5 protein-coding genes are annotated in these 13144 nt (G+C 64.9%); 2 read left to right on the top strand and 3 right to left on the bottom strand.

Annotated features, from left to right (window positions below):
• Positions 1-225: 225 nt before the first annotated feature.
• Positions 226-4122 (top strand): phosphoribosylformylglycinamidine synthase, encoded by a 3897-nt coding sequence (purL, locus tag DQ397_RS19805; RefSeq protein WP_043212430.1) that lies wholly within the window; start codon positions 226-228, stop codon positions 4120-4122.
• A 2-nt stretch (positions 4123-4124) separates the two neighbouring features.
• Positions 4125-4436: a YqfO family protein gene (locus tag DQ397_RS19800; RefSeq protein ID WP_043212432.1), complete on the top strand. Its 312-nt coding sequence runs from the start codon at positions 4125-4127 to the stop codon at positions 4434-4436.
• Positions 4437-4530: 94 nt separating this feature from the next.
• Here DQ397_RS19800 and DQ397_RS19795 read toward each other — a convergent pair whose 3' ends face one another.
• The 3 genes from DQ397_RS19795 to DQ397_RS19785 all read right to left on the bottom strand — a co-directional run bounded on the left by DQ397_RS19795 (position 4531) and on the right by DQ397_RS19785 (position 13000).
• The gene (locus DQ397_RS19795; protein WP_043212434.1) at positions 4531-6576 is read right to left on the bottom strand and encodes a PhoX family phosphatase; all 2046 of its coding nucleotides are present in this window, start codon (positions 6574-6576) and stop codon (positions 4531-4533) included.
• Between the two features lie 190 nt (positions 6577-6766).
• A complete protein-coding gene (locus DQ397_RS19790; RefSeq protein ID WP_043212436.1) occupies positions 6767-11293 on the bottom strand; it encodes a hemagglutinin repeat-containing protein in 4527 nt (1508 codons plus the stop codon).
• Between the two features lie 24 nt (positions 11294-11317).
• On the bottom strand, positions 11318-13000 hold the full coding sequence (locus DQ397_RS19785; RefSeq protein WP_043212438.1) for a ShlB/FhaC/HecB family hemolysin secretion/activation protein: 1683 nt from the start codon (positions 12998-13000) through the stop codon (positions 11318-11320).
• Positions 13001-13144 lie beyond the last annotated feature (144 nt).

Raw genomic sequence — 13144 nt, 5'->3', positions numbered from 1 at the left:
GGCAGGTCTGCTAGCTGATTCAGACGGCAAGCGATAAGCGAAAAGCGGACCGTGGCGGCCTGCATTTTCTTTGCGCTTGAGGCTTGCCGCTTGAAGCGATATTTCTGACCCCGAAGTCCGGTTCCGCCGCCCGGCAGCATTGGCTTAGAGCGGGTGCCGAAAGTCTGCGAATTAGGCTAGAATGCACGGCCTCTAAGCACACCCCTTCCTGAGGCTGTCCCGACGATGTTGATCCTGCGCGGCGCTCCTGCCCTTTCTGCCTTCCGCCACGGTAAGTTACTCGAGCAACTGAGCCAGAAAGTCCCCGCTGTTACTGGTTTGTATGCCGAATTCGCCCACTTCGCCGATGTCGATGGCGAGCTGACCGCCGACCAGCAGCAGGTGCTGGGGCGTCTGCTCAAGTACGGTCCGAGCGTTCCGGTCCAGGAGCCGGCCGGTCGCCTGTTCCTGGTGGTCCCGCGCCTGGGCACCATCTCGCCCTGGGCCAGCAAGGCCAGTGACATCGCCCATAACTGCGGCCTGCAGAGCATCCAGCGCCTGGAGCGCGGTATCGCCTACTACGTCGCCGGGGAGCTGTCCGATGCCGACGTCGCGCTGATCGCCGCCGAGCTGCACGACCGCATGACCCAGCGCGTGCTGGCCCGTCTGGAGGACGCAGCGGACCTGTTCAGCCACGCCCAGCCCAAGCCGATGACCTCCGTGGACATTCTCGGCGGTGGCCGTGCCGCACTGGCCCAGGCCAACGTCGACCTGGGCCTGGCCCTGGCCGAAGACGAGATCGACTACCTGGTCAATGCCTTCCAGGGCCTCAAGCGCAACCCGAACGACATCGAGCTGATGATGTTCGCCCAGGCCAACTCCGAACACTGCCGCCACAAGATCTTCAACGCCAGTTGGGACATCGACGGCCAGGCTCAGGAAAAGAGCCTGTTCGGCATGATCAAGAACACCTACCAGATGCACAGCGAAGGCGTGCTGTCCGCGTACAAGGACAACGCCTCGGTCATCGTCGGCCACGTGGCGGGCCGCTTCTTCCCGAATCCTGAAACCCGCCAGTACGGCGCGGTCCAGGAGCCGGTGCATATCCTGATGAAGGTCGAGACCCACAACCACCCGACCGCCATCGCCCCGTTCTCCGGCGCCTCCACCGGCTCCGGCGGCGAGATCCGCGACGAAGGCGCCACCGGTCGTGGGGCCAAGCCCAAGGCCGGCCTGACCGGCTTCACCGTTTCCAACCTGCGCATCCCTGGCTTCGAACAGCCGTGGGAGCAGGCCTATGGCAAGCCGGGCCGTATCGTCGACGCTCTCGACATCATGGTCGAAGGCCCCCTGGGCGGCGCCGCATTCAACAACGAGTTCGGCCGTCCGGCCCTGACCGGCTACTTCCGTACCTTCGAGCAAGCCATCGACACCCCGCGCGGTGAAGAAGTGCGCGGCTACCACAAGCCGATCATGCTCGCCGGCGGTATGGGCAACATCCGTGAAGACCACGTGCAGAAGGGCGAAATCACTGTCGGCGCCAAGCTGATCGTGCTCGGCGGCCCGGCCATGCTGATCGGCCTGGGTGGCGGCGCGGCTTCGTCGGTTGCCACCGGCGCCAGCTCCGCCGACCTGGACTTCGCCTCGGTACAGCGCGAAAACCCGGAAATGGAACGCCGTTGCCAGGAGGTCATCGACCGCTGCTGGCAACTGGGCGACAAGAACCCGATCGCCTTCATCCATGACGTCGGCGCCGGTGGTATTTCCAACGCCTTCCCTGAACTGGTCAACGACGGTGGTCGCGGTGGGCGTTTCGAACTGCGCAACGTGCCCAACGACGAGCCGGGCATGGCCCCGCACGAGATCTGGAGCAACGAGTCCCAGGAACGTTACGTGCTTGCGGTCAGCGCCGAGGACTTCGAGCGCTTCAAGGCCATCTGCGAGCGCGAGCGCTGCCCGTTCGCCGTGGTCGGCGAAGCCACCGAGGAGAAACACCTCACCGTCACCGACAGCCATTTCGACAACACCCCGGTGGACATGCCGCTGGATGTGCTGCTCGGCAAGCCGCCGCGCATGCACCGCTCGGTCACCCGTGAAGCCGAGCTGGGCGATGACTTCGACCCGAGCACGCTGGACCTGGACAACGCCGTCGAGCGCGTCCTGCACCACCCGGCCGTTGCCAGCAAGAGCTTCCTGATCACCATCGGCGACCGCACCATCACCGGCCTGGTCGCCCGCGATCAGATGGTCGGCCCGTGGCAGGTCCCGGTGGCCGACTGCGCCGTCACCGCCACCAGCTTCGACGTCTACACCGGCGAAGCCATGGCCATGGGCGAGCGCACCCCGCTGGCCCTGCTCGATGCCCCAGCCTCTGGCCGTATGGCCATCGGCGAAGTACTGACCAACCTGGCCGGTGCCCGTATCGAGAAACTCTCCGACATCAAACTGTCGGCCAACTGGATGTCCGCGGCTGGGCACCCGGGTGAAGACGCCCGCCTGTACGACACCGTCAAGGCCGTCGGCATGGAGCTGTGCCCTGAGCTGGGCCTGACCATTCCGGTGGGCAAGGACTCCATGTCGATGAAGACCAAATGGAGCGAGGACGGCGTCGAGAAGAGCGTCACCGCACCGATGTCGCTGATCGTCAGCGGCTTCGCACCGGTGGTCGACATCCGTGACACCCTGACGCCGCAACTGCGCATGGACAAGGGCGAGACCGACCTGATCCTGATCGACCTGGGCCGCGGCAAGAACCGCATGGGCGCCTCGATCCTGGCCCAGACCTTCGGCAAGCTCGGCGCCCAGGCACCGGACGTCGACGACCCAGAGGATCTCAAGGCCTTCTTCGCAGTGGTTCAGGGCCTGAACGCCGACGGCCACCTGCTGGCCTACCACGACCGTTCCGACGGCGGCCTGCTGACCACCGTGCTGGAGATGGCCTTCGCTGGCCACTGCGGTCTGGACCTGCAACTCGATCCGCTGACCGACAGCAAAGGCGACGTACCGGCCATTCTCTTCAACGAAGAGCTGGGCGCGGTCATCCAGGTTCGCCAGGACGCCACCCCGGACGTGCTGGCACAGTTCAGCGCCGCTGGCCTGGGCGACTGCGTCGCGGTGATCGGTAAGCCGGTCAACAACGGCGAAGTGTCCATCAGCCTCAATGGCGAAGTGCTGTTCGACGACCAGCGTCGTCTGCTGCAGCGCCAGTGGGCCGAGACCAGCTACCAGATCCAGCGCCTGCGTGACAACGCCGATTGCGCCGACCAGGAATACGACGTCCTGCTGGAAGAAGAAAACCCAGGCCTGTCGGTCAAGCTGGGCTTCGACGTCAACGACGACATCGCAGCGCCGTACATCAAGAAGGGCGTGCGCCCGCAAGTGGCCATCCTGCGCGAGCAGGGCGTCAACGGCCAGGTCGAGATGGCTGCCGCCTTCGACCGCGCAGGCTTTGCCGCCATCGATGTGCACATGAGCGACATTCTCGCCGGTCGTGTCGACTTCGCCGAGTTCAAGGGCCTGGTGGCCTGTGGTGGCTTCTCCTACGGTGACGTGTTGGGCGCCGGTGAAGGCTGGGCCAAGTCGGCGCTGTTCAACAGCCGTGCCCGTGAAGCCTTCCAGGCGTTCTTCGAGCGTAACGACAGCTTCGCCCTGGGCGTGTGCAATGGTTGCCAGATGATGTCCAACCTGCACGAACTCATCCCGGGCACCGAGTACTGGCCGCACTTCGTGCGCAACCGTTCGGAGCAGTTCGAGGCGCGGGTGGCGATGGTCGAGGTGCAGAAGTCCAACTCGATCTTCCTGCAGGGCATGGCCGGTTCGCACATGCCGATCGCCATCGCCCACGGTGAAGGCCATGCCGAGTTCGCCAGCGAGGAAGCCCTGTTGGAAGCGGACCTGTCCGGTTGCGTGGCCCTGCGCTTTGTCGACAACCACGGCAAGGTCACCGAGGCCTACCCGGCCAACCCGAACGGCTCGCCGCGTGGCATCACCGGCCTCACCAGCCGCGACGGTCGCGTGACCATCATGATGCCGCACCCTGAGCGTGTATTCCGTGCCGTGCAGAACTCCTGGCGTCCGGACGAGTGGCAGGAAGACGGCGCCTGGATGCGCATGTTCCGCAATGCGCGCGTCTGGGTGAACTAAACGTGTACAAGCTCGCCTTCTTCGTGCCGCCGAGCCATGTGGAAGTGGTCAAGGCCGCTGTGTTCGCCGCAGGCGGCGGACGCATCGGCGACTATGACCACTGTGCCTGGCAGACGCAGGGCCTGGGCCAGTTCCGCCCGTTGGACGGCAGCCAGCCGTACCTCGGGCAGACCGGTCAGGTCGAGCAGGTGGAGGAGTGGAAGGTCGAGCTGGTGGTGGCGGATGAGTTGATCGCCCAAGTCGTCGCCGCGCTCAAGGCGAGCCACCCGTACGAGACGCCAGCCTACGAGGTCTGGCGGCTCGCCGAGTTCTGATCCCGTTCGTGTGATATCCCAGGGGCCGCTATGCAGCCCATCGCAGCGCGCTCGACGCTTGCGATGGGACGCGTAGCGGCCCTTTCTACAGGCATCAGCCGATGCCGATCTCTCCTCCATCCTTGCGTTGAATCACCACGGTCGACGACCGAGGTCGCACGCGGCTGCCCGTGGGGGTGGCGTCGGTAGCGATGTCACTGCGGGGCCAGTTGGCCGGATGCTGGATGTTGACGAACAACGTCTTGTTGTCGGGAGTGAAGGTGATGCCAGTCACTTCGCAGCCGTTCGGCCCGACGAAGAAGCGGCGCAAGTCTGCCTGGTTGCGGGCATCGATCGGCACTTGCCTGCCGTTTGCGTCCACCAGATCGGTAGGGATCACCGCGAGCAACTGGTCGTTGGTATAGCGAGTCACGCTCGATTCGCTGTTGTCGGTCTCGAACCACAGCACACCGCGGCTATCGAAACTCATTCCATCGGGGCTGGCGAACTGGTTCAGTTCGGTCAGGCCCGAACGATTGATGTCGGCACCGCCATCGGCATTGGCGCCAAAGACGAAGATGTCCCAGGTGAAGCTGCGCTGATCGTCGCTGTCGTGCCAACGGATGATGTGGCCGTGGCGGTTCGGGCCGCGTGGGTTGGCCGCATCGACCTTGGCCGGTGTGCGTTCGCTGTTGTTGGTCAGGGTGACATAGGCGTCACCATTGAGGGGATTGACCGCCGTCCACTCCGGGCGGTCCATGGGCGTTGCGCCCACGGCATCGCCAGCACCCCGGGTATTGAGAATGATCCCGGCCAGGTCGCCGTACAGCGCACCCAAGGTGCTGCCGCCGGTGGTGGCTGTGCCGGGGGCGAGCAACAGCCAGTGGCCGGTGCCGTCAGCATCGAAGCGCGCCACGTAGAGCTTGCCGTGGTCCAGGTACTTGGCGCCGGTGGCCAGTCGATCGCTCGGGTTGGCGTCGGCAGGGTCCCAGACAGCGTCAGAGACGAACTTGTACAGGTATTCATTGTTGGAGTCGTCGCCCATGTACCAGACCAGCGGCTTGCCGGCTACCGCCAGGCCAGGACAGCAGCCCTCGTGGCGGAACCGGCCCAGCGCGGTGCGTTTGACGGCGCGCGTGCGGGCGTCGTACGGGTCGATCTCGACGATGTAGCCGTAAGTGCTGGCTTCGTTGCGGTAGTCCTCGGTGGCACTGGCGCCGCGAGGGGTGATGTCGAAGCGGGCGAACTCGTCGTTGGCTTCGCTGCGGTCACCTGCGGCGCTCTCCCAGCCGTACTGGCCGCTCGAGGTGGCCACGCCGATGCGCACTTGGTCGGCAGGGCGGGTGCCCTTGTTGACGAAGATGCCGGGCCAGTTCTCCTCGCACGTGAGGTAAGTGCCCCAGGGTGTATAGCCGTTACCGCAGTTGTTGTTGGTGCCACGGCACTGGGTGCCGGTGGGCGAGAATCGGGTCTTGACGTGCTCGCTGCCGCGCAGAGGGCCGGCGATCTCCATCAGCGAGGCGGTGGTGAAGCGGCGGCTGAGCGGGTCATTGTCGACCACCTGCCAGCGCCCGTTGAGTTTGCGCAGGCGAACCACGCCGGCGCCGTGGGCGTTGATTTCCTTGCGCACTTCTTCGGCCGGGCGCTTGCCATTGGCAGAGGTGGTCGGGCCGTTCGGGTGCAGCGCGGCAGGGTCGATGTATTCGAAGTTGATTGCCAGCAGGCCATCGTCGGAACTGCCACCGATGGGAAAGAAGTGCATGCCGTCGTGGTGCATGCCCATGGCGTTGGCCTGATCTGTGGATGTGTTACTGCCGTCGGCTTTCCAGGGGCTGGCCTTGCTGTTCAACGGTGTGCCCCAGGGCGCCAGTACATAGGCGCTGTAGCCGGCGGCCACGGCGCAGCCATCGGTACGCGAGCCGGGGATCGACTGGAACCCCAGTCTGGGCCTGGGAGTGGCGGGACGGGCCGGAGCGGGCGTGCCTTGGTTGGCGCCACTGCTCAGGCAGCCGGTCAGGCCTGCCCCTGCGATCAGCGCGATGGCCGCCCCCAAGCTGCCGCGCATGACGCTGCGCCGGCTCAGGTAGGCATCCATGACACTGGCCATGGGCAGGTTGCCGCTGGAGTTGCGATCAAGGTTATCGCCGCTTTCTCGACTCATCAGGGTGTCCTTGCGTTGCTGAGTGGAAGGAAGACCGCGACTTTGAACGCAAAGTATGACGATTTTTTGGCAAAACCATGAAAGGGTCGCCGAAACCCGTTCGTCACGGCCAGGATTGGTTTTCAGGATGTGTGATGGATGGCCTTGCCCTCGAAAACGAGCAGGCATGCCTGCTCGTGCCACGGTTGGCCTAGCGGCGCTTCTGCTCGATGTGCGAGGCCCATTGCTCCGTGCGGTTGTGTCCACTGGTGCGTACCAGGCCCAGATCCAGTGGGTTGTCGCCCTCGGCCGCGCCTTTGTCCTTGGCCAGCTCGGCGATGGCTGTCCCCAGGTCGACCGGCGAGTTGGACGCGTCGATCGAGACATCTCGACGGTAGTCGGTGCCCGAGAGGGTTTGGCGGGTGACGGAGGCTGCATCCAGCTCGACAGAGCCGTTTGCCGACAGCAAGCGCGCACCCACCAGCTTCGCATCGCCACCGACCTTGAGGGCGATGCCGTCGGTGCCCTTGAAGGTGGCTTGATGGGCCACGGTGTCGCGCTGTAGATGGGACAGGTCCAGCTTGAAGGTAGGGGACAAGCCGGGCTCGGCCTGGCTCAGGGCGGAGCTGGTCTTATTGCCGACTTTGCCTGATGCCGGGCCCGCCAGGGCTTTGGCCGCGTTGGTATAGCTTTGTGGGTTCTTCTCTTGGCTCAAGCGCGCATCTACCCCGACGGTCAGGGTATCGATGCGGTCCTTGCGACTGGCCAGCAACAGGTCGCCGCCAACCGAACCCTGGATACGTCCGGCCCCCAGGCTGGTACCTTCGAAGCGGGCATCGCCCTGGGTGTACAGGTTGATGTGGTCTGCGCGTAGGGTGTTGGCATTCCAGGTCTGGTTGTCGCGTTTATCGAGGTCGAGCTTGAACCGGCCATACAGGCCGCGGCTGTCGAGTTCGCCTCGGCTGAGGGTCAGGCCGGCGCCGCCGGTGATGTCCAGGTTACTGCGCTTGTCCTGGTTGCCTGAAGCCTCTAGCAGCAGGCCGCCATTGGGCGTCTGCAGATCGAGCCGCGTGGCCGAGACGTGCAGACCTTGCGCGTGCAGGGCGACGTCCTCGCGGGCGCGGCTGCTCAAATGCACTTCTGCGCGGGTGTCGATGCGCGCGTCGACCGCTTGGTTGGCGTCTTCATCCAGTTTTGCATGGGTGAAGTGGCCGCCCAGGGCGCCCCCCTTGCTGTTACCCGTCTTGGCGGCCAGTTCCAGGCCTCCACCGATCTTGCCGCCACTGGCCGTTTGGGTATTGCGGGCGGCCTTGATCTGCAGCAAGCCATCGCTGTCCAGGCGGACCTCGCCTGTGGGCGCCTCCCGGCTGCCGATACGGGTGCCTTCGAGCAGCAGGTCGCCGCCGCTTTTGAGGATGACGTCGCCTTTGGCGTCGATCTGCGCGACGTGGGCGTTGCCCGATTGGCGTTGCTCGCGCTCGCGGTCAAGATAGCCACGCCCCTCAAGGCCTGTGCTGCCGGGGCGATTGCCGCCCTTGAGCCAGGCGTTGCCGGTGAGCTGGAGCGATTGCTCGGATGTGCTGTCGGTGGCGGCGGCAAAGGTCAAGCTGCCGGTACTCTGGGCGCTGAAGGCGCCGTTGCCTGCATCGACGCGCGTGCCTTCATAGAGGCCCGGGCCTGCGAGCTGGATCTGGACGCCTTGTTGGCCGAACAGCCCGCCAGGGCGTGCGGTGAGCTGGGTTTGCGTTTTATCCACAGAGCCTCCCTTACCTGCGCCGCGGCCATTGATGTCCTGCCCGGTACTGGTGTCCACGCGTAGGTCGCCCCCGGCATCCAGGCGCTGGAGGGTGTCGGACTGGGAATCGCTGGCCGCTTTCAGTTGATGGCGCCCGGCGTCGATCTTCAGCGTGCCGGCAGTGGCTCGCCATTGAGTGCCTTGGTCCTCGATCCGGTCGGCCTTGACCTGGACCGAGGCACCGGTGAATTCGCTGACCTGTGCATATCCTCGTCGCTGGTTTTCCAAGCGCTTGATGTGCTCGACAGTCAGGTCGCCGCCGATGCTGGGGGCGGCCAGGGCATCCTCGACCGAGGCTTGTTGGAAGCGCGCAGCCTCCTCGCCTTGGACCAGGCGCTCGATGGGCCGGGTCAGGTCGCGGTATTCCAGGCTGGCGCCAAGGCCGGCGCGCCAGTCGGTGGCATCCTGCTTGCGCTCTTTGAGGTCTTCAACGGCCCGGTTGTCGATCTGCCGTGCGTTGACCTGCAAGGTCCCGCCTGCCTCCACCCGGGCCGCGTCGCTGGCAAGGTTTGCGGTAGAGAGCGTCAGATCGCCCTTGGCCAGCAGTTCGCTGCGCACGGCCGTGCTGTCGTTTTCGACGGTGGTGTTCTGGTGACGCTGGCCTGTCGTGGCGCTGCCCAGCCGGTCGATGCCACCCGAGACTGTGAGGCCTCCTTCGCTGCGGGTCTTTTCGGTGGTCGATCGGACGGTATCGTGCGTTGCGCCGAGGGAGATTTTCGCGCCCTGGGCGGTGAGCGTGCCGGCGGTGGCCTGGGCCCTGGAGCCATCGACCTGTAGGTGAGCGCCGCTGTCGAGGCTTACCGTTGCCCCTTTGAGTTCACTGGGTGTCTGCATCGTCTGATCGGCCTGCTGTTGGGTGTTGGTGACCTGGTACCCCAGGCTCGCTTCGAACTGGCGCGAATCCGCCTTACCGTCCTGGGCATCCTGGGTCTGGCGGGCGCTGGCTTTCAGCCCGCGCTGTACCTGCTGGGTTTCGCTGTGGGTCTGGGCTTGCGCGCTGGCGATCAGCAGGTCGCCCTTGGCCTGCACCTGCAGCGTTTTGCCTGCCGTGGCCTTGGCGCCGATCAGGCGCATCTCTTCAGCACTGGCCAGGCGCAGGTCGCTGGTGGCGTTCAGGTCGCTGACGATTGCTTGCTCCTGGCGCGTGGAGCGTGTCTGGTCGCTACCGAACAGGCCAAACAGCTTGCTGTCGCGCTCGTGCTCGGTCGTGGTGATGCGGTTGCGATCGGCCTTGATGGCCAGCAGGCCCTTTTCGCTGAACAGGACCGAATCGCCCTGGCTGCTCAAGGTACTGCCCTTGACCGTGACCTGATCGGCGATGATGTCGAGATCGCCTCCTACCTTGAGCTCGCTGCCGGCCACCGTCTGACCCTGGCGTTCGTTGCCATCGCGTGAACCGAAGAAGGCTCCGGAGACCAGATCGCCCCGATAGTCGCGTTGTGTGCCTGTGTCCTGCAGGGTGGTCGTGGTCACGCTCACCTGACCGGCCTTGAATAGGGTGTCGCCCTGGCTTTGCAGGCGGCTGCCCTGCACCTTGAGCGTATCGCCGGCGGTCATCACGATGCGTCCGCCTTCCAGCTGGCTGGCGTTGGCGGTTTCCTTGTAGCGGTCGGTATCGCTGTCGCCGCGCCACAGGTGCTTGCGGTGGCGCACCTGTTCTTCGATCCGTTGACTGTCGATGCCGGCTTCGACATCGAGCTTGGCCGCGCTGTCGAGCCTCAGCTCGCCTCGGGTTCGAAGGTCCGCCGCCACCAGGCGCATGTCATCGCCTGATTGCAGTGCGATCCCTTCGTCGGCGTGCAGCAGTGTCCCTTGTTGCTGACGGTCGGTGGTGGTGCGCTCGCGGTTGTAGGTCTCGGTGGTGACGAAGAGGAACTTGTTGTTCCATTGTTCGTGATCGCGCTGGAGGCTTTCCCGAGTCTTGGCGTCCAGGGTCAATTTGTTGCCGGCGGTGAATTCGATACGCCCGGCTTTGGCCTCGACGGCGTCGAGCGTCAGGTCGCCAGCTGCGGTCAACGCCAGTTCACCCTGCTCGGTGCGCAGACGCGCACGTTCATCGGCGGTGCCGCTGACGTGCAGGGTGCCTGAAGAACGGACGCTGATGCCATTATCCGCGCTCAATGGGGAAGTGCCCACGCGTACACCTGCACCTTCGGCAGTGCTTACCACCCGGATGCGCCCGGCACGCATGGCGCCGAACAGGCTGGCATCGATGCTGGCCGGGGCGCTGGGCAGGTGCTGAATGATTTGCCCGTCCTGGGCATCGATGCGATTTCGCCCGACAGTCAGGTTCAGATCTGTGCGGGCTTCGAGCGCCCCGTGCTGATCGATGCGTGGGGCGATCAGCTCCAGCGCCGCCTCGCGGTTGGATTGTCCGCCTTCGAGCACCTGCAGGGTACCGCTGGCGTTCAGGGTATCGAGAAAGCGGATCTGTTGATCCTGGATGTCCGGCGTGCCGACCAGCAGTCCGGCACGTGTGGTGTTGATGAAGCTGCCGCCATTGAGGGTGATGCCGTTGGGGTTGGCCAGGATGTAGTCGGCGGCGCGACCGAAAATCTCCTGCGGTCCCTCGATCAGCGAGGCGTTGCGGCTGACGACTTCGTTGAGGATGGTCGACGCGGCCTGGCCCTGGAATTGTGGATTGGCGTTCAGGGCACCGACCAGTTGTGATTGGCCAGGCCGCAAGGCGTTGTTGAGCACCACGCCGGGCTTGGCGACGTTGTAGTCGAGGAACTGATTGTGGGACAGGCCGCGGGCGTTAGGGGCGACGATGTCGATCACCGGTACGCCGTGGTTATTGTTGACGACCGGCGTACCGCCGGGCCCGGTGGTTGGTTGCAGGCCATCTGCGGCCACGGCGCAGGAGCATGTCACCAGGGCGATGAAAATGGCCCAGCGCAAGACATCCGGGCTCACCGAGTGGGGGTGGGTAGTAAGGGTCACTGTTTTTTCTCTTTTGTTGTGTGATCAGAGACTCAGGGTCCACTCCAGGACCCAGAGGCCAGGTTCCAGCGAGCGGCGGTTGCGTTCGCTGGCGTACAGGGCTCGTTGATAGTCCAGGCGCAGGTGATTGGCGGGAGGCCCTAGCACTACACCCAGGGCGCCCCCTGCGATCCGTTGGGGAGCGCTGGCGGGAGTGAAGCGGGTCCAGCCCAGGTCCAGGCCCAGGTGAGGGCGTATCTCCAATGTCCGGGAGAAGGGCAGGGGCTGGCTGAAGGTGTTGCGCCAGACCGCGCCGCTGGCACCGGCGACCGTGTCCTGACGCCAGCCGCGAACGGCGGCGTCGTCGCTAAGCAGCAATTGCTCGATGGCCGCAAGCGGTTGCTCGCTGTACTGAAGGTTCAACTCGCTCTGCCAACGCCAGGGCCATTGCGCAGGCCCCTGGCGCAAATGCACGAAGCTGGCCCGGTACTTGCGCCAATGCGTTTGCGCAGCCCTTTCCGAGGGCAGCAGTGAATGCTCGGCGCCAAACCAGTCCAGGTTCTGGGACACGCCCACATAGGCGTTCCACAGTCCCCCTTCGAGCCACAGCAGGTTGAGGCCGGCCTCGAAGGTGGTCAGCGTCGGGCTTTGCTGCGCGATCGCCGTGTGTTGAATGCGGTTGACCAGTTGCTTGCGGTCCAGTCGGGCGAGCGCACTCAACATCCCTTGGCTGTTGCGCCATAGCAGGCGTTCCACGCTCAGGCCCTGGAGATGGCTTTCGCCGGTGCTGACCTGACGCCGTTGTGGCAGGGGAGCGCGATAACGCATCCAGCTGGCGTTCACGGCCAGGCTCCACGGGCCGTAGGGCACGCTGTAATAGAGGTTCACACCTTGGCTTTGGCCGGGGGCGTCGAACACGGTCGAGGCCACGCCCAGGCGTAGGTCGTCGTTCAAGCCCAGTGGGCTGTCCAGTCCCAACCCAAGGTTGAGGCGATGACGACCGGTCAGGTCACTGCCACGGTTGTCCAGGCGGCTGTCCAGGTGCCAGCGCGAACCGGTGCGGCGCGGCTGGATGACCACGCGTGTACCACTTTGGATCTCGCCCGGTAGCAGGTCGGCGTTCAAGTCGTAGGCCCGCAGGCGATTGAGCTGGTCCAGGCCTTGCTCGAGTGCGGGCAGGTACAAGGGCTGACCGAGCAGGTCGGGAAAGGCGCCTCGCAAGGAAAGCGGCAGGTCGGCACCGGCCAGTTCGATGGATTCGACGAAGCCTTCGACGATGACGATAGCCAGTGGCTTGCCGGCCTGGGGCCGATGCGCCAGGTAAGGGCGGCTGGCCGGATAACCTGCCTGGACGTAGCTGTCGGTGATGGCCCTGAGCAGCGTGTTGACGTCGTCGACGCTCAGGCAAGGGCGCCACAGGGGACGCAGGACCGCTTCCAGCTGCTGGTTCGATAGCACTCGGTTCCCGCTCAGGCGTAACCCGGCGGTGGGCCAGCAGTGTGAATCTGCGCGAGTAGGTGGGGCAGGGTCGACCCGTACCGGGCCTGGCTGACGACGGCGTTGCCATCGCTCGAGGCGCTGCCGGCGTTCTTGAAGCTGCAGGGTGCGTTGTTGCTCGCGTAGTTGCGAGGTGGCGGGATCGTTGGCCCACGCAGTTGGGTGGACCATCAAGGCAAGGGCCAGGCTGGCCAGTATTGGCCTGGCGAAGCGACGCAAGGAAGTCGACATGGAGAAGCCCCGCAATGGCTGCACGTATGTGCTTTTTTGCGGGGATTCTAAGAATCCGACTTACCGTTTGGATGCGGTCCCGTACCCATCTGGGCGTCAGGTGGGGGTGGGTTTAATGTGTGTAATTTCCTACAAAGTTAATCG

The sequence above is a fragment of the Pseudomonas sp. CK-NBRI-02 genome, assembly GCF_008124495.1.
In the GTDB taxonomy this organism is placed as follows: Bacteria; Pseudomonadota; Gammaproteobacteria; order Pseudomonadales; family Pseudomonadaceae; genus Aquipseudomonas; species Aquipseudomonas guariconensis.
Note: the sequence above shows the minus strand (reverse complement) of the source record. Positions and strands in the feature narration are given on the sequence as shown.